The organism is Polaribacter sp. Z014, assembly GCF_023555435.1.
In the GTDB taxonomy this organism is placed as follows: Bacteria; Bacteroidota; Bacteroidia; order Flavobacteriales; family Flavobacteriaceae; genus Polaribacter.
Window position 1 is genome coordinate 37,405 of sequence record NZ_JALCZP010000012.1, and the last position, 21,592, is coordinate 58,996.

General features: G+C 30.7%; 19 protein-coding genes. 8 read left to right on the top strand and 11 right to left on the bottom strand.

The features are described from left to right. Positions 1 to 120: 120 nt before the first annotated feature. The 8 genes from MPF19_RS13220 to MPF19_RS13255 form a co-directional block, all read right to left on the bottom strand. A complete protein-coding gene (locus tag MPF19_RS13220; protein WP_249988598.1) occupies positions 121 to 1,299 on the bottom strand; it encodes an AIR synthase related protein in 1,179 nt (392 codons plus the stop codon). 109 nt (positions 1,300 to 1,408) lie between these two features. Next, complete coding sequence (locus MPF19_RS13225; RefSeq protein ID WP_249988599.1) at positions 1,409 to 2,929, bottom strand: carboxypeptidase regulatory-like domain-containing protein; 1,521 nt, start codon at positions 2,927 to 2,929, stop codon at positions 1,409 to 1,411. 14 nt (positions 2,930 to 2,943) lie between these two features. Continuing rightward, the gene (locus MPF19_RS13230; protein WP_249988600.1) at positions 2,944 to 4,335 is read right to left on the bottom strand and encodes a CsgG/HfaB family protein; all 1,392 of its coding nucleotides are present in this window, start codon (positions 4,333 to 4,335) and stop codon (positions 2,944 to 2,946) included. Between the two features lie 16 nt (positions 4,336 to 4,351). After that, entirely contained in the window at positions 4,352 to 4,750 is a 399-nt protein-coding gene (locus MPF19_RS13235; RefSeq protein WP_249988601.1) for a curli assembly protein CsgF, read from the bottom strand. Between the two features lie 6 nt (positions 4,751 to 4,756). After that, positions 4,757 to 5,944 (bottom strand): CsgE family curli-type amyloid fiber assembly protein, encoded by a 1,188-nt coding sequence (locus tag MPF19_RS13240; RefSeq protein WP_249988602.1) that lies wholly within the window; start codon positions 5,942 to 5,944, stop codon positions 4,757 to 4,759. Positions 5,945 to 5,957: 13 nt separating this feature from the next. Beyond that, on the bottom strand, positions 5,958 to 6,476 hold the full coding sequence (locus MPF19_RS13245; protein ID WP_249988603.1) for a hypothetical protein: 519 nt from the start codon (positions 6,474 to 6,476) through the stop codon (positions 5,958 to 5,960). Positions 6,477 to 6,592: 116 nt separating this feature from the next. Next, the gene (locus MPF19_RS13250; protein ID WP_249988604.1) at positions 6,593 to 8,011 is read right to left on the bottom strand and encodes a hypothetical protein; all 1,419 of its coding nucleotides are present in this window, start codon (positions 8,009 to 8,011) and stop codon (positions 6,593 to 6,595) included. A 407-nt stretch (positions 8,012 to 8,418) separates the two neighbouring features. Then, a complete protein-coding gene (locus MPF19_RS13255; RefSeq protein WP_249988605.1) occupies positions 8,419 to 10,602 on the bottom strand; it encodes a glutamine synthetase III family protein in 2,184 nt (727 codons plus the stop codon). Between the two features lie 168 nt (positions 10,603 to 10,770). Here MPF19_RS13255 and MPF19_RS13260 point away from each other — a divergent pair, with 168 nt between their 5' ends. Then, complete coding sequence (locus tag MPF19_RS13260) at positions 10,771 to 11,787, top strand: glutamine synthetase beta-grasp domain-containing protein (RefSeq protein ID WP_203394177.1); 1,017 nt, start codon at positions 10,771 to 10,773, stop codon at positions 11,785 to 11,787. A 505-nt stretch (positions 11,788 to 12,292) separates the two neighbouring features. On the opposite strand, the gene MPF19_RS13265 is transcribed toward MPF19_RS13260, so the two are convergent. Beyond that, positions 12,293 to 13,273: a pyruvate dehydrogenase complex E1 component subunit beta gene (locus MPF19_RS13265; RefSeq protein ID WP_249988606.1), complete on the bottom strand. Its 981-nt coding sequence runs from the start codon at positions 13,271 to 13,273 to the stop codon at positions 12,293 to 12,295. A gap of 97 nt (positions 13,274 to 13,370) precedes the next feature. Between MPF19_RS13265 and MPF19_RS13270 the strand changes: the two genes are divergently transcribed. The 6 genes from MPF19_RS13270 to MPF19_RS13295 all read left to right on the top strand — a co-directional run bounded on the left by MPF19_RS13270 (position 13,371) and on the right by MPF19_RS13295 (position 19,781). Beyond that, on the top strand, positions 13,371 to 14,525 hold the full coding sequence (locus MPF19_RS13270; protein ID WP_249988607.1) for a hypothetical protein: 1,155 nt from the start codon (positions 13,371 to 13,373) through the stop codon (positions 14,523 to 14,525). A gap of 95 nt (positions 14,526 to 14,620) precedes the next feature. Beyond that, complete coding sequence (locus MPF19_RS13275) at positions 14,621 to 15,367, top strand: electron transfer flavoprotein subunit beta/FixA family protein (protein WP_203394180.1); 747 nt, start codon at positions 14,621 to 14,623, stop codon at positions 15,365 to 15,367. Between the two features lie 203 nt (positions 15,368 to 15,570). Beyond that, entirely contained in the window at positions 15,571 to 16,527 is a 957-nt protein-coding gene (locus MPF19_RS13280) for an electron transfer flavoprotein subunit alpha/FixB family protein (RefSeq protein ID WP_249988608.1), read from the top strand. 319 nt (positions 16,528 to 16,846) lie between these two features. Then, positions 16,847 to 17,458 carry a bifunctional nuclease family protein gene (locus MPF19_RS13285; RefSeq protein WP_249988609.1) on the top strand — a complete coding sequence of 204 codons (612 nt, stop codon included), beginning with the start codon at positions 16,847 to 16,849 and terminating at the stop codon, positions 17,456 to 17,458. 17 nt (positions 17,459 to 17,475) lie between these two features. Further along, on the top strand, positions 17,476 to 18,879 hold the full coding sequence (locus MPF19_RS13290) for a NupC/NupG family nucleoside CNT transporter (protein ID WP_203394183.1): 1,404 nt from the start codon (positions 17,476 to 17,478) through the stop codon (positions 18,877 to 18,879). A 77-nt stretch (positions 18,880 to 18,956) separates the two neighbouring features. Continuing rightward, positions 18,957 to 19,781: a thymidylate synthase gene (locus tag MPF19_RS13295; RefSeq protein ID WP_249988610.1), complete on the top strand. Its 825-nt coding sequence runs from the start codon at positions 18,957 to 18,959 to the stop codon at positions 19,779 to 19,781. Between the two features lie 86 nt (positions 19,782 to 19,867). On the opposite strand, the gene MPF19_RS13300 is transcribed toward MPF19_RS13295, so the two are convergent. Next, positions 19,868 to 20,164 (bottom strand): isoamylase early set domain-containing protein, encoded by a 297-nt coding sequence (locus MPF19_RS13300; protein WP_203394185.1) that lies wholly within the window; start codon positions 20,162 to 20,164, stop codon positions 19,868 to 19,870. Between the two features lie 301 nt (positions 20,165 to 20,465). Between MPF19_RS13300 and MPF19_RS13305 the strand changes: the two genes are divergently transcribed. Continuing rightward, positions 20,466 to 20,960, top strand: coding sequence for a dihydrofolate reductase (locus MPF19_RS13305; RefSeq protein WP_203394186.1), 495 nt, complete (start codon positions 20,466 to 20,468; stop codon positions 20,958 to 20,960). 56 nt (positions 20,961 to 21,016) lie between these two features. Here the strand turns inward: MPF19_RS13305 and MPF19_RS13310 are convergent, their stop codons facing one another. After that, a complete protein-coding gene (locus MPF19_RS13310; RefSeq protein ID WP_203394187.1) occupies positions 21,017 to 21,451 on the bottom strand; it encodes a DUF6146 family protein in 435 nt (144 codons plus the stop codon). Between the last annotated feature and the right edge of the window lie 141 nt (positions 21,452 to 21,592).

Genomic DNA, 21,592 nt, shown 5'->3' on the forward strand with positions numbered 1-21,592 from the left:
AAACGAAATAGAATAACGAGCTATCAAAAACACATTCGCTAAACAAAACAAAAAACTCCAACTACTTATAGAAGCAGTTGGAGTTTTAGTTTTAATATAATTTAAGAATGACTTGGCTTTTTAATATTCAAAAACGCCATACTCACTTGTAATTGTTAATTTTTTAGTTTCTGAAGCCTCTACTCTACCTACAATTTTTGCATCTACATTAAAAGATTTAGAAATTGCGATAATATCTTCTGCAATTTCTGGAGTTACATAAATTTCCATTCTGTGCCCACAGTTAAAAACCTGATACATTTCTTTCCAATCTGTTTTAGATTGCTCTTGTATCAACTTAAATAATGGTGGAATTGGAAACATGTTGTCTTTTACAATGTGTAAATTATCTACAAAGTGTAAAATTTTTGTTTGCGCACCGCCAGAACAATGAATCATTCCGTGTACTTTATCCGAAGAAAAATTAGATAGTATTTTTTTAATTATTGGCGCATATGTTCTTGTTGGAGACAACACCAATTTACCTGCATCAATAGGAGAATCAGCTACTGAATCCGTCAATTTTGTATTACCAGAATACACTAGTTCCTCAGGAACAGCAGCATCAAAGCTTTCTGGATATTTTTCTGCTAAATATTTATGAAACACATCGTGTCTTGCAGATGTTAATCCGTTAGACCCCATACCTCCATTATATTCAGTCTCGTAACTTGCTTGTCCAAAAGACTCTAAACCAACAATTACATCTCCTGCTTTTATGTTTGCATTGTCAACAACATCTGTACGTTTCATACGTGCAGTTACTGTAGAATCTACAATAATGGTACGCACTAAATCGCCTACATCTGCAGTTTCTCCTCCGGTGGAATGAATGGTAACTCCAAAACCTTTTAAGTCTTCGATTAACTCTTCTGTACCGTTTATAATGGCTGATAAAACTTCTCCAGGAATCTTACTTTTATTTCTACCAATAGTAGAAGATAACATAATATTATCTGTTGCTCCAACACACAAAAGATCATCAATATTCATAATTAAAGCATCTTGTGCAATGCCTTTCCAAACAGAAATATCGCCGGTTTCTTTCCAATACATGTATGCTAAAGAAGATTTTGTACCTGCCCCGTCTGCATGCATGATTAAACAATAATCATCATCATTTGTTAAATAATCTGGAACAATTTTACAGAATGCTTTTGGAAATAAACCTTTGTCTATATTCTTAATTGCATTGTGCACATCTTCTTTTGATGCCGAAACACCTCTTTGTGCGTATCTTTTAGAAACTTCTTTACTCATGTTGTTGTGTTGTTGTTGATTGCAAATTTAACTTTCTTTTATGTGGCATCATAAAAAAACCAAATGATTTTTGTCATTTGGTTTTTAATATCTCATCTTTTAAGTAAAATTATTCCCAATCTGGCATAATTGCATCTGAAAACAACAATACTCGTGCATCTACAGAAACTTTAGAGGCTACATCTACCTTATAAATAGATTTTAAAGACAGACCATCATTAGACGTGTTCACAAAAATAATTTCAGATTCGTTGGGCGAGAACCTTGGATCTAAATCTAAAGTACCTACTGGTTTTTCTACAGATACATTTTTGGTGCTTGTGGTTAAAAAGTTATAGACAAAAACTTGTGTATCTAATTGCCTATATGTTGATCTTTCAAATCCTGAAACATCGTATGAATATAACAGTAGTTTATTATCTGCAGAAATGTTAATACCACCAACAGCCCCTTTAACTCCCGTTAAAATAGTAGTTAAAACGTCTCCTGCCATGTTAATTGTATATACAGATGCTTTATAACCAGTTACATCATTTGTTTTTAAGGCAATCATAGTACCATCGTTACTCCAATCGCATTCTGTAATAAAACTTCCGTCTAAGGTTTGGTATATTAACTGAAGCCCACTACCATCTTTATTTATACTAAACAATTTATCATAACTGGGATAAATCAATTTTTCTCCGTTAGTAGACCAAGAAAAATCAATTTCATTTAAGTTAAAACCTGCAACCGGTATAGCCGATGTTACTTTTAATTCGTTAGACCCATCTTCATTCATCGTATACAAATGTGTTTCATTATTAAACGTTCTTAAAAATGCAATTAACCCAGAAGCTTGATTTTTTCTAGGTCTCCAACTATTTACATTTAAAGTTGTTAACTCCACCTCATTTTCAGAACTACTAGTAGCACTATTATAACTTGCAGAATAGATACCACTATTTCCATTAGAAAACCTCTTAACAAACAAATATCTATTTTCAGGATTTACTTTTGTTTTAAAAGAATTAACAGCACTTAAAACCTCTGAATTTATGTTATCATTTGCTATAACCTGCCAAAAATACTTGGTTCCATATTTTAAATTAGCAACCACATAAGATGTATCTTTTACATCTTCTATATTAATCACTTCATTATTACTTGCATTTTTAATTTCAATTCTATACGTAATTGAATCTAATTCCGGATCACTAGAAGACCACGTTAATTCCAACGAAAGAGCATGTCCTTCACTTCCATCTACCGGAGTAATTAGACTTGGTGTAGATGGCGGTCTATTTAAAACGGTATCATCCTCTAATTCAAAAATTACATTTACGGTATTATCTATTGCAACGGTTGCAGGTTTAAATTTAGTTAAATATAAATCCTTAATTGCACTTACAGAATAATCACCCACGGATACACCTTCTATTTTAAAATAGCCCATTTCGTCCGTAAAAACTGTATTTCCCGATGGGCTTAATGTTATTTTCGCATTTTCTATTGGATCAAAACTACCAACCTCAACTACTCTTCCTGTTATGTCTCCCTCTCCAATTCCATTTAAGTCTACAGTATCTTCACTACAGCTTATAAAAAAACTCAATGCAAGAACTATTACTGATTTAAATACTTTTTCCATATTTATTTTTTTTGTTATTCAAAAATTACCGACTTTTCTTTCTCTTTTGATTTTCCAAAATAAAAATTCACACCAACACCTAACCTCCAAAAATAATCATCTCTTTTTCCGTGTACTAAACCATCTAAATTATCAGTAAAAACCATATTTTGTTCTCCAAAAACTTTAATACCTACATTATTTAACGGCAAATATTCTAAACCAATACCATATTGAAACTTCCCATATATTCTATCTAATTTTCGTACGTCTTTAATAACTGAGCCAAATCCGCCATAAACAAAAGGGGTAAAATTATCATAGGGCAAAATATTATATTCCAAATTTACGTCAGAAGTTAGCATCGGGTTTTTAGTTTGGAGCGCTTCTAATTCTGCATACCCTATTCCTACATTTACATTAAAGTTAGGATTTTTAAAAAAATACTTTAAGGATGCATGAGTAGATATACCCATTTTTGGATCTGGATAATCAGCATCCATAACTGCGGAACCTATAGAAACATTTGCTGCAAACCTACCTCGTCTGTGCTCTAGCTCTCTATTATACAAAACTGTAGATTCTGCTTCAGCTACTTCTTTTAAATAATTATCCTTAACAATCTTTACTACAGGCTCACCTCCTTTAGGCGCCCATAACCCATCAATAATACCCTCAATAATTAAGTTCTCTACAGCTTTATCTATAGCTTCCTTCATTGCTAATTGAACCGGTTCGTTTTTAGTAAAACCAACTTCAGACTCTAACAACCTTTGAAACTTAACGTACTTAAATATATTTAATGCTAAAGCTTGTGATAATATAGTTTTAGATATATATACGGTTTTCAATACCTTTCCATTCGACGTAGAAACCGCCCTTAAATATACCGTAATCCTGTCTTGCCGATATTCTGTAGACCCTCCAATTCCAAGATATCTTGCACCTGCGCCACCTGTAATTATATTGGTATCATAAGAGATAACACCTCCTTCTAATAAAACTCCTGCAAATAAAAGGGCAGGTAAAGAAGTATTATTACGTGTATTATTTTTCTTTGTAAACTCGGCTCTAGTAGACCTTATAATATTTCTTTCGTTTAAAAGATTACTAAGGTTCTCTCTTTCTACAACTGTAAACCAATTAGAATCTTCTAAGGCTTTATTTAACATTGCAGTACCACCTTGTGATACAGCGGTACTAAAAGTACTACCATTTTCTATAGCTTTATATTGACCTGTTTGGTCTTTAAAATTATATACAGCTGCTACTACAGGTTCTTGTGGTAAAGGAAAATTTTTTAACTTTTGAGATACCACTGTAGTTTCCCCTAATCTCGCTCGTTCTTGTTTATAAGGTTGATTAAAAAAAGAGCCACAACTAGTTAATAATAAAAGTAGTATAATAGTATATCTATAATTTAACATATAAGTGAGTAAGATATTAGTTAGGAACTATAATTTGTGTTTGTTCTCCAGTATCTGTGTCTAAAATATTAACGACCAAACCTTCTGCTGAATCATAAATTTCTAAAGCTAAGCTACCAAAAGTAAAGTTTCCTTCTTGTAATTTTTCTCCTAATTGAGTTTTAAACAACGAACTAGACAACTGACTTAATATTTGCCTATTCAACGTTTCAGAAAATGCCGCTAATGAGCCTTCTTCTTTATCCTTAACAATACTAGGATCTTTAAAAGAGTTTTGCGCATTTGCAGAACTTAATAACCATTGGTAATTAAACGTTTCACCGCCAAAAGCTGGATTTATTGGCTTATAAGAAAGCTGCTGACCTATACATATGTATCCCGTAAAGAATAACATAATAAATAAATTTCTTTTCATATTTCTTTAGTAGTATTTAATTGTTTTAGATTCTTTTTCTGAATTTTTAAAGTGCTTATATACCTTAATTATGGCATAGTCATTTATTTTTGTTAAATAATCTATACTAGGCCTAACAAAAAACGAAAACACCACATCATCACCAACAATAACTTGAATTTTTGTATTTCTTCCAATTGCCAAAACCTCTTTAACTTTCACTACTTCATTACCATTAATGTTATTTCTAGTATACAAAGAAGAAAATAGTTTATAGAAATCTCTACCCGGCTTTGTTTTGGTATCCTCCACAACAATACCTCTTAACTCAATACCATCTTTAACCCCAATACTAACATCTTTTGAATTTTCTTGTTCTTGCTTTAACTTTTTATTCAATTCTTTCTTTCTTACTATTTTATCATTTAAACCTTCATTAAACACAATTCTGTCTTCTGCAACTAGAATATTATCTAAATTATAAATTGAAAGAACAGCTATTTTTTTGATATCTCCATTTAACTTAAAAGCTATTGAAGATAAATTAACTTTTTCATTTGCAGATAATATAAATCGACTGTCTTTTTCTTCTTCTATATTATTTTCACCTTCATTTTTATTAAAAACAGTAAACTTATATTTTAAACTACTTGTTATTTCTGTTTTATTAAAAACGGTCCCGTTAATTATTATAATTTCATTTTGGTTATTTACCTGTATTTTGGCTTCAAAATCTTCATTTATTACCTGTTTTGAAAATTTAGCTACAGTGTTATTAACTTTATAAGCGATGTCTTTTTTAACAGCTATATTATTTTCTTTATTATCATTAAACACAACCCTATCTTTACCTATAATAGTTAAATTGGAGTCGTAAATTAAAAGTAGAATTATAACTTTTGTTTCTTTATTAAAGTTAATTGATGTTGATGACAAGTATTTTTGTTCATTAGTATTTAGAATAGATTTACCTGATTGTTTATTACTAGAAATATTTTTATTTGAACCAGTCTTAAATACAGATAATTTATAGCTAATTTTTATTGCTTTTGAAGTTTTATTAAGTGCAGTTCCTTTTACATTAAGCCTACCGTTTTCTTCTTTTATTTGAAGCTTTGCTTCTACCTCAGTATTATAAGACTGAGCAGAAACTTCAAAAGTTAAAAAAAATACAATAACTACTGTTAGTATAATTCTAATTCTATTTAAAAACATAACATTATTGTTTTTAAAAATTTCTTATAATAATGCTTTGATTTTGACCCTGCATCGATACTTTCATTTTTTCTGATAACGAATTAGCCCCAGACATTGTTAAGTTTTGATTATTTCCCGTTTGATTAACTTCTGCATTTCTTACATCAGACTTAAATAAACTGTAATCTAAAAATGTATTATTGTTTCCGTTCTGAATTACAGCTTCTGTTAACTTAATACTATTTAATTCTAAAAATACTTTATTTAGATTACCGCTTTGTATAACAACCATGTTACCTTCTTGCGATTTAGTTGTACTACTTAAACTATTACTATTCCCTACTTGTGTTACATAAACAGAATTATTTTCTATAGCTAATCCTTTATTTACTTTATTATCTAAACCTAATAAAAAGCTTTCTTGAGAAGCTTGCGTATTAAACCCAGAAATATTGTTTGAAGCACCCGAATCCTTAAAAGTTTGAGCAGCAGTAATATGAGTCAAAAAAAAGAATGTAACAGCAATTAAAATTTTAAAAATCTCTTTCATAATTTTATTTTATTAAACTGAATATTAATACTGGCTGTATTTTATTATTATAAGGCATAAGAGCATTATTTATGCTCTTATACCTTATAAGTAAATTATACTATAAAAGCTTCTAATTAGTTACTTTGCATTACAACAGAAGTGTTATTGTTTCCCATTTGGTCAACACCACTTGTATGTGTATTACCAAGCTGCATAACAGCACTAACATTAGCGTCTCCTAATTGATTAACATCACTTACATGGCCTGATCCCATTTGAGCAACACCACTAATATTACCAATACCATTTTGAGTTACTATAGACGTATTTAAAGTACCTAATTGTAGCACTCCACTTAAGTTACCATCTCCATCTTGATCTACAGTAGATTTGTTTGAATCTCCCATTTGCATTACTAAAGAATTATTATTTGTTCCATCTTGCGTAACATCAGAATCATTATCATTACCTTGTTGATACACTCCTGAACCGTTATTATCTCCAACTTGAAAAACATTAGAATCATTGTCATTTCCTATCTGATAAACAAAAGATAAATTATCATTTCCTTGTTGATCTACTTCAGAAAAATTATCATTTCCTTGTTGATCTACTTCAGAATCATTAAAAGTCCCTTGTTGTGCAGTGTCTGCAAAATTAGAATTTCCTACAGAACTAATAGTACTAGTATTATCGTTACCTCCTTGGTAAGTACGAGCTACGTTAGAGTTACCTTGATGATCTACTTCAGAAAAATTAGCATCTCCTTGTTGATTAACATCTGAATCATTGCCTGTACCCTGTTGAGCAGTATCTGCAAAGTTACCATTACCATTACTTACTATATCACTCATGTTACCCATTCCTCCTTGATATGTACGAGCAATATTAGAATCTCCTGTTTGATCTACATCTGAATCATTAGAATCTCCTATCTGATTTACACTAGAGTCATTTGCATTTCCTAGTTGGTTATTATCAGCTAAATTTAAATCTCCATCTTGACTTATATTACTAATGTTATCGTCACCAACTTGGTTTACAAAAGCATCATTATCATTACTCTCCTGACCTGGCGTTGCACTTCGTTGATTAATAACAGAAGCATTATCTGTCCCATCTTGATTTACTGCAGCTTCATTACCATTTCCTATACGAGAAATAGTACCACCACTATTTACCAAACCTTGGTTTACTCTAGAGGTATTCCAATTTCCATTTTGATCAACATCTGCATCATTTCCGTCTCCTGCTTGATTTACTTTAGATCCGTTTCCACGACCAAGAGAATTCACATCAGAAGTATTAAGATCTCCATGTTGTATAACATCAGATTTATTTAAACTACCTGTTGGGTTTGCAGTATTACCGGCTTGGTATACTGTAGAACTATTTGAATTACCTAAAGACACAACTTTAGAGTCGTTTGTCAATCCTACTTGTGTTACTGCAGAAGTGTTTGTATTTCCTGTTTGATTAACAGAACTTGTGTTCGATTGCGCAAACATAGTACCTGTAGCTATGCACATAGCCATTATTATTAATTTTTTCATGATAAATAATTTAAAATACGTTAGTTAAAAATTTAGCACATCAATCTCTATTCAAGATGAATTGAATATTGAGGTACTCTTAAAAATTTTTAGGGGTAATTAAAATTATTAGGGGGTAAAATGTTCTGTCATTAAAAAATAACTTTTCATTTTCAGTCAGCTCAATTAAGAGTTGTGGCAAACTATATAGTTTAATCTTCTACTTGTTATAACATCGTAAATATAAGAAATTATCAATCTAATTCCTAGAATAAATAAAGCTCTTAAAGAAAATAAAACACAAGAAGCTGTAAATCAATAAACTAAAAATTAAAAAAGGGTGAAAACACCTATAAAAACAGGTTCAAAAATGAATAATTCTCAATTTAAACCCATACTTTTTAATAGATGAATAATTTAGTTGCTATTTATTTAGTAAATAGCAACTCTCTGTATTTATTAAGTGGCCATAAATTATCGTCTACCATAGTTTCTAACTTATCGCAATTATAGCGTATTTGCTCGAAAAATGGTTTTACTTTTTTACAATAATGTTCGGCACTTTTTAAGCCTTTAAGCTTGTTTGCTTTTCTGCGCTCGTCTACCATTTTGTTTACCAAAGAATTAATTTCGGTAATATGATTGGAAATAATCATAATTAACTCAATTTGTTCTTTTGCAATGTTTTTGTAATCGCCTCCAAATATTTCTTTTAAATTTTTAGTATTTTCTAGTAAGGTATTTTGATAAATAATTGCTGTTGGCACTACACTATTTTTTGCCATATCTCCCAAAATTCTACTTTCTATTTGAATTTTTTTGGTATAATCCTCTAAATCTATTTCGTATCTAGCTTCTAGCTCTATACTATTCATCACCTTCATTTCTTCAAAGAGATCAATTACTTTTTTGGTAATTCTTACTTTTAAAGCTTCTGGTGTTGTTTTGTTATTACTTAATCCTCTTTTTTTGGCTTCTTTTTCCCAAGCTTCGCCATAACCATCGCCTTCAAAACGAATTAATTTAGAATCTTTAATATATTCTCTTAAAATATTAAATATAGCTTCGTCTTTTTTAAGACCTTTTTCATCTATTAAAGCATCTACTTCAATTTTAAATTCTTTTAATTGATTTGCAACAATGGTATTTAAAACCGTCATTGGTTTGGCACAATTTGCCCAAGAACCTACAGCTCTAAATTCGAATTTATTTCCTGTAAATGCAAATGGTGATGTTCTGTTTCTATCTGTATTGTCTAATAATATTTCTGGTATTTTACCAATAATATTCAGTTTTAAATCTGTTTTTTCTTGTGGAGAAAGTTTCCCTTTGGTTACGTTCTCTAACTCATCTAAAACGGCCGATAATTGTTTACCAACAAAAACGGACATGATTGTTGGTGGTGCTTCTTTGGCTCCTAACCTGTAATCATTACTAGCGGTTGCTACGGAAGACATTAACAATTCTTCATACGTGTAAACGGCCTTTATTGTGTTTACAAAAAAGGTTAAGAATTGCAAATTTTTCATGGGTGTTTTACCCGGACTTAATAAATTGGTTCCGTTATCTGAAGTTAAAGACCAGTTATTATGTTTACCCGAACCATTAATATTTTTAAATGGTTTTTCATGAAACAAAACTTTAAATTTATGTCTTCGAGAAACTTTTTCCATCACATCCATTAGCAATGAATTATGATCTATCGCTAAATTTGCTTCTTCAAAAATAGGGGCAATTTCAAACTGATTTGGTGCAACCTCATTATGCCTTGTTTTTACAGGAATGCCTAACAACATACATTCTTGCTCTAAATCTTGCATAAAACTCATTGCTCTAGCAGGAATAGTTCCAAAATAATGATCTCCTAATTGTTGCCCTTTTGCTGGTGTGTGCCCAATTAAAGTTCTGCCTGTAAATTGTAAATCTGGTCTAGATAGTATTAAAGCATCATCTATTAAAAAGAATTCTTGCTCCCAACCTAAGGTTGCATTTACTTTATTCGCATTTTTATCAAAATATTTACAAACTGCAGTTGCATGTGTATCTATAGCTTGCAAAGCTCTTAATAATGGCGTTTTATTATCTAAGGCTTCCCCTGTATACGCTACAAATATCGTAGGAATACAAAGTGTAGATTCGTAAACAAAAGCGGGTGATGTTGGATCCCAAGCCGTGTAACCTCTTGCCTCAAACGTGTTTCTTATTCCACCATTAGGAAAACTAGAAGCACCTGGTTCTTGCTGAACCAACTGTTCTCCATCAAATTTTTCCATAGCCAAACCTCCGTTGATACATTCAAAAAAAGCATCGTGTTTTTCTGCCGTTGCACCTGTAAGAGGCTGAAACCAATGCGTATAATGCGTTGCTCCTTTAGACATTGCCCAATCTTTCATACTAACCGCAACCTGGTCTGCAATTTTACGATCTATTTTAGTTCCTACATCAATTGCATTCATTACACTTTGGTAAGCTGCGTGCGTAAGGTACTGTTGCATAGCGTATTTATTAAATACATTTTGACCAAATAATGTTGATCTTTTTTCAACTTGAAGTATTTTTAATGGACTTCTATGCAAGGTTTCTTGCAAAGCACTAAATCTAATCCTTGACATATTATGAAAATTTTCTGCTTATTTTTAACTTTAAACAAATATACCCTTTAAAAATTAGGGATAAAATTATTCTTTATTGATTTTAAACATTTTACCCCTCTTTTTTTTGATATCTGATGAAAATAATTGATTTTTGTAAAAGAAACATCACATAAACACTAAAATATTATGGCAAAGATTAAATTAGAATACATTTGGTTAGATGGGTATTTTCCTACTCAAAACCTTAGAAGTAAAACGAAAGTTGAAGAACATGAAGACTTTAAAGGTACTATTGAAGAATTAGGCCTTTGGTCATTTGATGGTTCATCTACAAAACAAGCTTCAGGAGGTGCTTCTGACTGTATTTTAAAACCAGTTGCTATCTATCCAGATCCACAAAGAAGAAATGGATATTTGGTTATGAATGAAGTAATGAATGCTGATGGAACTCCACACGAGTCTAACGCACGTGCTACTATTGAAGATGATGATAACGATTTCTGGTTCGGTTTTGAACAAGAATACTTTATAATGGACACTAGTACAGATTTACCATTAGGTTTCCCAAGAGGTGGTTACCCAGCTCCACAAGGAATGTACTACTGTTCTGTTGGTGGTAAAAATACTCACGGACGTGATTTCGTAGAAGAGCACGCAGATATATGTATTGATGCTGGTTTAAACTTTGAAGGAATTAACCAAGAAGTTGCATCTGGACAATGGGAATACCAATTGTTTGCAAAAGGAGCTAAAAAGGCAGGAGATGAGATTTGGATTTCTAGATACCTATTAGACCGTTTAACTGAAGGTAGAGGAATGTACATTGAGTACCATCCAAAACCATTAGGAGACACTGATTGGAATGGATCTGGAATGCATGCTAACTTCTCTAATTCAATATTAAGAGAATGTGGTTCTAAAGATAAGTACATCGAAATTTGTGAAGCTTTCCGTCCAGTAGTAAAAGAACACATTGAAATTTATGGTGAGTTTAACGACCAACGTTTAACTGGTAAGCATGAAACTGCTGCAATCACTGATTTCTCTTGGGGTGTTTCTGATAGAGGTGCATCAATCCGTATTCCAATTATCGTTGTAGAAAAAGGATACAAAGGATGGCTAGAAGATAGAAGACCATCTTCAAACGCAGATCCATATAAAGTTGCTGCAAGAATTATTAAAACTGTAAAACCAGTTAAATAATCTTACTACTTTTAGTAAAATATAAAGAGGTCGTCTAAATTATTTTTAGACGACCTTTTATTTTTTTATTATTTTTAGATTATGAATCAACAACCTCAAACTAAGAGCACCAGATAAGCTTTCTAAACACCTATTTTCACTTATAGAAAAGCCTACAGGAATTAAACCCTTGGATATCTACCTTTGATTAAAATTATCAACAAATTCTATTGGTTGATAATTTGAAGTTCCACTCTACTTATTAGATATCCTCTAAAGACCAATTATCTGTCTAATGTAAAACACAGTAAAGAGACGAACAGAATGCTTCCCTAGAGCAAAATAACCACACCCAAAGAGAGAAGACTCTATAGATACTAACGATAGATTTTCTAAGTAACCTGACTTTTCACCCCCATAAAACCCCAAATCAATACTTTTTTTTAAAAAAAAATTATAATCACAAAAAAAAGAGACGGTCTTTTTAGACAGCCTCTTTTTTTAAAATTTTATAGAAGTAATTTTTTTACTTTATATACAATACTTCTTTTACTGCTTTTATTACGTCTTTGTAATTAGGTATCCAAGTTTCTAATAATACAGGAGAATATGGAGCAGGTGTATCTGCTGTTGTAATTCTTTTTATTGGAGCATCTAAATAATCAAAAGCTTCATCTTGCACTCTGTATGTAATTTCTGTAGAAATACTTGCAAATGGCCAAGATTCTTCTAAGATAATTAATCTGTTAGTCTTTTTTACTGAAGTTATAATAGCAGCATGATCCATAGGACGCACTGTTCTTAAATCAATAATTTCAACAGAAATATTTTCTTTGGCTAATTCATCTGCAGCTTTATAAGCTTCTTTAATAATTTTTCCGAAAGAAACAATAGTTACATCTGTTCCAACTCTTTTTATGTCTGCAACTCCAATAGGGATAATGTATTCTCCTTCTGGGATTTCCATCTTGTCTCCATACATTTGTTCAGACTCCATAAAAATAACCGGATCGTCATCTCTAATTGCCGCTTTTAATAAACCTTTTGCATCATAAGGATTAGAAGGTATAACTACTTTTAAACCCGGTGTGTTTGCAAACCAGTTTTCAAATGCTTGTGAGTGTGTTGCTCCTAATTGACCAGCAGAACCCGTTGGACCTCTAAAAACAATAGGACAATTAAATTGTCCGCCAGACATTTGTCTAATTTTTGCAGCATTATTTATAATTTGATCAATACCAACCAAAGAGAAATTAAAAGTCATATACTCTACAATTGGCCTAAGACCATTCATAGCAGAACCTACTGCAACTCCAGCAAAACCAAGTTCAGCAATAGGTGTATCTATAACACGTTTAGCACCAAACTCATCTAACATACCTTTAGATGCTTTGTAAGCACCATTATATTCTGCAACTTCTTCGCCCATTAAATAAATGCTTTCATCTCTGCGCATTTCTTCACTCATTGCCTCACAAATTGCCTCTCTGAATTGAACTGTTTTCATCTAGTATTAATTGTAATTAATAATTATAGACGCAAAAGTAAGGAAATTATGAGTAAAATAAATGTACTTTTATTGCAAATTAAAATAATTTACTATTTTGGCCAAAATATCTTTTTTATCTGGTAAACAAAAGTTATTATTATTTGTTTATTTACTTGTTAACACGCTGTTTGTACTAAAATATGGCGCCAGACTTTCTTATATTTCTAACTATTTATTATGTTTCTTATATGCGCTTGTTTGTGTGTCTGTTTTTATAGGAATTCATAAACTAAAATTATATTTTAATAAGCTAAAAAAATTTAATAGTTATTTTATATTCTTTTCTGTATTTATTTTTCTTTTTCTCCTTTTCATCAACTTAAGTATTGATGGATATTCATTAAATGTAGACAGATGGTCTGCAATGGAAATTGGTATAAAAAGCTTACTAGAAGGCAAATACCCATATGCCGTTTTAGATCATTTAGATAATACCACATCTAATTTCCCTGGCCTATTCTACTTAGGACTTCCATTTTATCTTTTAGGAGACGTAGGCCTACTACAACCCTTTACTTTGTTACTATTTTTATTTTTTTTATTTAGACTAAAAATAGAAAATTACCAAAAAGTTGTTGTACTAGCTTTGTTATTATTTGCTCCAGCATATTATTGGGAAATAATTGTAAAAAGTGATTTTATGAGTAATAGCATTTTACTCTTATTATTTATTTCAACCTGGAGCAGTAAATTTGGAAAAGATATTTTTAAAAAAGGAATATTCTTAGCAATTATTTCTGCTTTTTTTGTATTGACAAGAGGTACTGTAATCATTCCACTAACGTTATTTTTATTTTCATCATTTATAAAAACAACAACCTATAAAAAAGTATTATTTTCTTCAGTTTTTATAATATCTCTAGTATTAATTTCTTTACCTATTTTTATAAACTTACCAAATTTTGATTTTATAATTGAACACAATCCGTTTAATCATCAAACAAGATATGCTCCTCAATTTTTAATAATTACAGCATTAATAGTACCTTTTATTTTATCTTTTAAAATAAGCAAAACAAGCGATGTTTTTCTATATACCATATACATTTTAGGTGGACTGGTGGGTATTTCTTTTATTCTTAATTGCATAGAAGAAGGTTTTGATCAAAATATTTATGGAAACTTGTTCGACCTCTCCTATCTTTCAATTGTACTACCGTTTATCCTTTTTTATTTAATGGAAGAATATCAAAATATAAAATTAAACTAAAAGTTAAATAATTTAAAAAATACTATGCATGCATAGTATTTTTTAAAAAAATTACGTATTTTCGTTCCCGATAAAAAGTATAAAAATAAAATTTTATGAAAATATTGGTTTGTATTAGTCACGTTCCTGATACCACATCTAAAATTAATTTTGCAGAAAACGATACAAAGTTTGATACAAATGGAGTTCAGTTTGTAATTAACCCTTATGATGAGTTTTGCTTAACTAGAGCTATGTGGTTTAAAGAAAAACAAGGAGCTTCTGTAACAATTGTAAATGTTGGTGGGGCAGAAACAGAACCTACATTGCGTAAAGCCTTAGCAATAGGAGCAGATAATGCAATTCGAGTAAATGTAAATCCTACAGACGGGTTTCAAGTAGCAAAAGAATTAGCTGCCGTTGTAAAAAGTGGCGCGTATGATTTAGTATTGGCAGGAAAAGAATCTGCAGATTATAATGGTCAAATGGTTCCAGGAATGTTAGCAACTTTAACCGATTTTAATTTTATAAACGGTTGTGTTGGTATAGAAGTAGACGGCACAAATGTTTCTGTACAAAGAGAAATTGATGGAGGTAACGAAACTTTATCTACCAATTTACCTTTAGTTATTGGAGGTCAAAAAGGAGTTGTAGAAGAAAAAGATTTGCGCATACCAAATATGCGTGGAATTATGATGGCTCGTAAAAAACCTTTACAAGTTATAGAAGCTGTTGGTGCAGAAGCATCCACAACTATTCAATCTTTCGAAAAATTAGCACCAAAAGGCGCCGTAAAATTAGTAGACGCAGACAATGTAGATGAGTTAATTAGCTTATTACATAATGAAGCAAAAGTGATTTAATCTCTGATTAAATCATTCTGAACTTGTTTCAGAATCTATAAAAAAAAGTGTAACTGTTTAAGCGTTGAATTGTGTAACTGTAAAAGTTACAATCCAACAATTACACGATTAAACAAATACACATTTAAACAATTTTAAAAAAAATAATTTGTTGGTATAGGAAACTAAAAACTATATACTAACAACTAAAAACTATATATAATATGTCTGTTTTAGTTTTTGCCGAATCATCGGAAGGAAAATTTAAGAAAACTGCTTTAGAAGTAGTTTCATATGGAAAAAAAGTTGCAGAACAATTAGGTACTAATGTTGTTGCATTAACAATAAACGCAAGCGATTCATCAGAATTATATACCTACGGAGCAGAAAAAGTAGTTTCCGTAACTAACGATGCTTTAAATACATTTAACGCAAAACAATATGCAGCTGTAGTTACAGAAGTAGCAAAAGCACAAAATGCAACAGTTGTAGTTGTAGATTCTAGTATAGATGGTTTGTATATAGCACCAATTGTAGCTGTAAACTTAGAGGCAGGTTGTGTTTCTAATGTTGTAGCTACACCATCAAACACCAATCCGTTTACTGTAAAAAGAAAAACTTTTTCTAACAAAGCCCTTTCAAACACCGTAATTTCTACGGATCATAAGGTTATCGGACTTGCAAAAAATTCTTTTGGAATTCATGAAAATGTTGTTGCAGGTACTACAGAAACTTTTGAAGCTACGATTGTAGCATCTAAAGTAAAATCAGAAAAAGTAGAAAGAGTTACTGGCAAAGTAACCATTGCAGATGCAGATATTGTTGTTTCTGGCGGTAGAGGTTTAAAAGGACCAGAAAACTGGGGCATGATAGAAGAATTAGCCAGTATTTTAGGTGCTGCAACAGCATGTTCTAAACCCGTTTCAGATTTAGGATGGCGTCCACACTCAGAACACGTTGGGCAAACAGGTAAACCTGTAGCAGCCAATTTATATATTGCCATTGGTATTTCTGGAGCAATTCAGCATTTGGCAGGAATCAACGCATCCAAGGTAAAAGTTGTAATTAACACAGACCCAGAAGCACCGTTTTTTAAAGCGGCAGATTATGGTATTGTTGGTGATGCTTTTGAAGTTGTACCAAAACTAATCGAAAAATTAAAAGCTTTTAAAGCGTCTTAAAATCTTTTGGGCGTGCCCAAATTATTTAAAGTATATTCTTAGAAACTTATCAGAAGTAAAATTTTGATAAGTTTTTTTTATCAACTTTTATCAAAACCAAAATAATTTCGTCAGGCTTTTCGCACTCGCTTTTTTATTTTAAAAGAAAAATAAAAAGAGCTCAAACAGTTGCTTCAATCCTTCACGCAATAGTAATTGTCACTTTTTAAAGAAATATCAGTATTAACCTATTATTTTTATTAAATTGTGCCCTCTAAAAAGTTTGTAAAAATAACTTCAAAAATTTTACATTTTTTTTTAGATTTACGTAAATAAATTTATGAGTTTAATACAATTAACTATAAAAGGTATTTCTTACAGTCAAACTCAAAGCGGTGCTTATGCGTTGGTTTTAAGCGAAATGGAAGGTACAAGAACTTTACCTATTATTATTGGAGCCTTCGAAGCACAATCTATTGCCATTGCTTTAGAAACAGAAATTAGACCTCCAAGACCACTTACACACGATTTATTTAAAACATTTTCAGACCGTTTTTCTGTCAAAGTAAAAGAAGTAATTATCCATAAATTAGTAGATGGTGTATTTTTTTCTAGCTTAGTTTGTGAAAAAGACGGTGTAGAAGAAATCTTAGATGCAAGAACATCAGATGCAATTGCTATAGCTGTTCGTTTTCAGGCACCAATATATACTTATGAAAATATTTTAGAAAAAGCAGGTATTTTTCTAAAGATAGAAGAAGAATTTGGTGTTGAAGATACTTTAGAATCTGAAGAAGACTCTTTAGATTTAGATGCGTTAATCATTAAAAAAGAAGCTTCTTTTTCTGCTGTAAGTTTAAAAGAGCTTCATGAACAATTAGATAGTGCAGTTTCTGATGAAAATTACGAATTAGCTGCAAAAATTAGAGACGAAATTAGTAAACGCTCTTAATATTATTAGTACACATTATGAAAAAAATATTTATTGCCGTTTTCTGCTTGTTTTCAATTTCAATTTTTTCTCAAAATACAGAAACAGTTTCCGCTGTAACAGAAATATTACCTAGTCAAGGTTTTTCTTTAGAAAGTTTGTGGAGAGGTATTTTAGGAATCGTGTCATTAATAATCATATCATTCTTATTTAGTGCGAATAAAAAAGCAATCGACTGGAAAACTGTTGGTTTAGGATTGGCTTTTCAATTAATAATTGCAATAGGTGTTTTAAAGGTAAGTTTTATTCAACATGGTTTTGAATTTGTAGGAGGTATTTTTGTTAAAGTTTTAGATTTTACAAGAGCTGGAAGTGAGTTTTTATTTGCAGGTATGGTAGGTGATATGAATAAATTTGGATTCATTTTTGCTTTTCAAGTTTTACCAACAATTATCTTTTTTTCTGCGCTTACATCTCTTTTATTTTATTTAGGAATTATTCAAGTTATTGTAAAAGGTTTTGGTATTGTATTATCTAAAGTATTAAAAATTTCTGGAGCAGAAAGTCTGTCTGTTGCAGGAAATATTTTTTTAGGTCAAACAGAAGCTCCTTTACTAATAAAAGCTTATTTAGAAAAAATGAATAAGTCAGAAATGCTATTAGTAATGATTGGTGGTATGGCAACGGTAGCAGGTGCTGTATTAGCTGCTTACATAGGGTTTTTAGGTGGTGATGACCCCGTTTTAAGATTACAGTATGCTAAACATTTATTAGCAGCATCTGTAATGGCGGCACCTGGAGCAATAATTATTTCAAAAATATTATATCCTCAAACAGAGAGCATTAATACTGATGTAGAAGTGTCTTCAGATAAAATTGGAGCTAATATTTTAGATGCAATTGCAAACGGTACAACAGAAGGTTTGCGTTTGGCAGTAAATGTTGGTGCTATGTTGTTAGTTTTTGTTGCTTTTATAGCAATGATAAACTATGGTTTTACATCTTTAGGTAGTGTAACTGGTATTAATGATTGGATTGTACAAAACACTGCTTATAAGGAGTTAACCTTAGAGTTTATTTTAGGATATATATTTGCGCCTTTAATGTGGTTAATTGGTGTTGCTGTAGAAGATATGGCACTTATGGGACAGTTACTAGGAATAAAATTAGCTGCTAGTGAGTTTGTAGGATATATACAATTAGCAGAATTAAAAAACGTAGCAAATGCAACGCATTTAACTTTTAATAAATCTGTTATTATGGCAACGTATATGTTGTGCGGTTTTGCCAATTTTGCTTCTATAGGTATACAGATTGGAGGAATTGGTTCTCTTGCTCCAGGTCAACGAAAAGTTTTATCAGAATTTGGAATGAAAGCCTTAATTGGTGGTACCATAGCTTCTTTAATGTCTGCAACTATCGCAGGTATGATTATTGGGTAAAAAAGGTGTAATTGTTTAAACGTTTACACGTAGCTCAACAAAACAATTACACAACTAAACAATTAAACGATTAAACAATGCATCAATATCACGACTTAGTAAAACACGTTTTAGAAAACGGAAACGAAAAAGGAGATAGAACAGGTACCGGAACAAAAAGTGTTTTTGGCTATCAAATGCGTTTTGATTTAAGTGAAGGTTTCCCAATGGTAACAACCAAGAAATTACACTTAAAATCTATTATATATGAATTGCTTTGGTTTATAAAAGGCGATACAAATATTAAATACTTACAAGAAAATGGTGTAAGAATTTGGAATGATTGGGCAGACGAAAATGGAGATTTAGGTCCGGTTTATGGACATCAATGGCGTAATTGGAATAGTGATGAGATCGATCAATTAAAAGATGTAATTTCCACTTTAAAAAATAATCCTAATTCTAGAAGAATGATGGTTTCTGCTTGGAATCCGTCTGTGATGCCAGATACCTCTGTTTCTTTTTCGGAAAATGTAGCAAATGGAAAAGCAGCTTTACCTCCTTGTCATGCATTTTTTCAGTTTTACGTTGCAGATGGTAAATTATCTTGTCAGTTATATCAAAGAAGTGCAGATATCTTTTTAGGAGTTCCTTTTAACATTGCCTCTTATGCCCTATTTACTATGATGATTGCACAAGTTTGTGGTTATGAGGCTGGAGAATTTATTCATACTTTTGGAGATGCACATATCTATAACAACCATAAAGAACAATTTGATATTCAGTTAGCTAGAGATATTAGACCTTTACCAAAAATGAAAATAAACCCAGCAATAAATAATATTGAAGATTTTACTTTCGAAGATTTTGAGCTGTTAGATTATAACCCTCACCCTCATATTAAAGGTAAAGTTGCTGTATAAACTAAAAAAAAGATAATGTAGATAAAAAAAAGAGCTTTCAATAAATTAATTGAAAGCTCTTTTTTTATATATCCGTAACGTTGCTATTATAAATTTAACACGCTATTTTCTGCTCCTGCAAAGTCATTCCATGCAAGTCCATCTGCTTCTTGTTCGTTTGTGTAAGCACCATCTATTAAGTATTTAAACTCGTAAGACTTTCCAGATTCTAAATCTACAGTACCTTTAAAAGAGCCATTTTTCAATTTCTTTAAAGGAGTTGCTTTTTCATTCCACTCGTTAAAGCATCCTACTACTGATACTTTTTTAGCTTCTTCAGCTGGTACAGTAAAAGTTACTTTACAAACTGGTTTACTTTTCAAAAATTGTTTTTTAATTGCCATAATTATTCTATTCAAAATTTTAAGTAAAAATATATAAGTATATGCTTATAAGCATCATAAAATTGTAAGAATATGAAATAATTATCAGTTTTATAAAATGAATATATGAATTATTGATAATTCCAAATAAAAGGGAATTTAAATTGTTGTTTATATAAAAAAAGAGGTTTTCCTTTTTGCTTGATTTTCAGTTATTTCGCATCGAAATCGTATTCGTCAATGAATAAATTTTACTTAAAGTGCCCTTAAAACATCAATTCTAAAGAGAATTACTTTATTTTCGTTTAAAAAATAAGATTCTATGATTACAATTATAGCGGCTATTGCAAAGAATAATGCTTTAGGTAAAGACAATGATTTAATTTGGCATTTACCTGCTGATTTAAAACGATTTAAAAAAATAACTACCGGACATTACATTTTAATGGGTAGAAATACTTTTGAGTCTATAGGAAAACCTTTGCCAAATAGAACTACCATTATAATTACCAGAAATAAAAACTATTTTAAAGATGGTTGTTTAATTGCAAATAGTATAGAAGAAGCTATAACGTTAGTGGAAAATAAAGATGATGTTTTTATAATTGGTGGCGCTCAAATTTATAAAGAAACCCTACAAAAAGGATTGGCAGATCAATTAGATATCACTTTAGTGCATAAAGAATTTGAAGCAGATGTTTATTTTCCGGAAATAGATTTAAAAATTTGGAAAGAAACAAACAGAGAAGATTTTACAGCAGATGATAAAAATAAATTTGATTATAGTTTTGTAACTTATACCAATTTAACCAGATAACCTTTCAGTAAATTATCGCTTTTATTAAGATTAAATTGGTAGTACAATAAAAAAACTTATCTAATTCTTCCAGTCCTAAAACCACCACCTAAATTCATTTTATACTTTTTTTGGGCAAATAAAAAGTAATTAAAAAGTTTATAATTTACATCATAACCATAGTCTATAGTTGATTGATAATCAATTATGTTTTCATAAATACTAGAGTTATATTGATTTAAGTTTCTAGCTCTGTTATTCCATTCTAAAACCCAAACTCTATTTCTAGCTTCTAGGTAAGATTGAGAATAATATCCTTCTGGTTGTGCTACAGAATTTAAAAACAACGTAAAACCAGGGTCTATTATAATTACTTCGTACTCTAAACTATCATTAGCAATAACAACAGGTTCTTCTGTTTGTGAAGTATTCTTTTTTATAGGTGATGAACCACAAGCCCAAAAAAAGATTCCGATAGAAAATAATAAGATTAATTGTTTAATAAGTTTCATAATATCTAAATATATTAAAATTATATAAGTTTTTCATGATTGATAATGAATATTTCACCATTTGCATGAACTGTTACTCAAAAGTAGTTGTGTTATTTCAGTTAAAAAAACAAGAATGAGTAAAACCCTTCTTTTAGTTAG

What these genes read in the sequence shown, in the direction of transcription:
- MPF19_RS13255 (WP_249988605.1), bottom strand. Translation starts at nt 10,602, where the DNA reads ATGTCAAGGATTAGATTTAGTGCTTTGCAAGAAACCTTGCATAGAAGT.
- MPF19_RS13290 (WP_203394183.1), top strand. Translation starts at nt 17,476, where the DNA reads ATGAAAAAAATATTTATTGCCGTTTTCTGCTTGTTTTCAATTTCAATT.
- MPF19_RS13265 (WP_249988606.1), bottom strand. Translation starts at nt 13,273, where the DNA reads ATGAAAACAGTTCAATTCAGAGAGGCAATTTGTGAGGCAATGAGTGAA.
- MPF19_RS13235 (WP_249988601.1), bottom strand. Translation starts at nt 4,750, where the DNA reads ATGAAAAGAAATTTATTTATTATGTTATTCTTTACGGGATACATATGT.
- MPF19_RS13280 (WP_249988608.1), top strand. Translation starts at nt 15,571, where the DNA reads ATGTCTGTTTTAGTTTTTGCCGAATCATCGGAAGGAAAATTTAAGAAA.
- MPF19_RS13240 (WP_249988602.1), bottom strand. Translation starts at nt 5,944, where the DNA reads ATGTTTTTAAATAGAATTAGAATTATACTAACAGTAGTTATTGTATTT.
- MPF19_RS13220 (WP_249988598.1), bottom strand. Translation starts at nt 1,299, where the DNA reads ATGAGTAAAGAAGTTTCTAAAAGATACGCACAAAGAGGTGTTTCGGCA.
- MPF19_RS13310 (WP_203394187.1), bottom strand. Translation starts at nt 21,451, where the DNA reads ATGAAACTTATTAAACAATTAATCTTATTATTTTCTATCGGAATCTTT.
- MPF19_RS13305 (WP_203394186.1), top strand. Translation starts at nt 20,466, where the DNA reads ATGATTACAATTATAGCGGCTATTGCAAAGAATAATGCTTTAGGTAAA.
- MPF19_RS13230 (WP_249988600.1), bottom strand. Translation starts at nt 4,335, where the DNA reads ATGTTAAATTATAGATATACTATTATACTACTTTTATTATTAACTAGT.
- MPF19_RS13260 (WP_203394177.1), top strand. Translation starts at nt 10,771, where the DNA reads ATGGCAAAGATTAAATTAGAATACATTTGGTTAGATGGGTATTTTCCT.
- MPF19_RS13250 (WP_249988604.1), bottom strand. Translation starts at nt 8,011, where the DNA reads ATGAAAAAATTAATAATAATGGCTATGTGCATAGCTACAGGTACTATG.
- MPF19_RS13295 (WP_249988610.1), top strand. Translation starts at nt 18,957, where the DNA reads ATGCATCAATATCACGACTTAGTAAAACACGTTTTAGAAAACGGAAAC.
- MPF19_RS13300 (WP_203394185.1), bottom strand. Translation starts at nt 20,164, where the DNA reads ATGGCAATTAAAAAACAATTTTTGAAAAGTAAACCAGTTTGTAAAGTA.
- MPF19_RS13275 (WP_203394180.1), top strand. Translation starts at nt 14,621, where the DNA reads ATGAAAATATTGGTTTGTATTAGTCACGTTCCTGATACCACATCTAAA.
- MPF19_RS13245 (WP_249988603.1), bottom strand. Translation starts at nt 6,476, where the DNA reads ATGAAAGAGATTTTTAAAATTTTAATTGCTGTTACATTCTTTTTTTTG.
- MPF19_RS13225 (WP_249988599.1), bottom strand. Translation starts at nt 2,929, where the DNA reads ATGGAAAAAGTATTTAAATCAGTAATAGTTCTTGCATTGAGTTTTTTT.
- MPF19_RS13285 (WP_249988609.1), top strand. Translation starts at nt 16,847, where the DNA reads ATGAGTTTAATACAATTAACTATAAAAGGTATTTCTTACAGTCAAACT.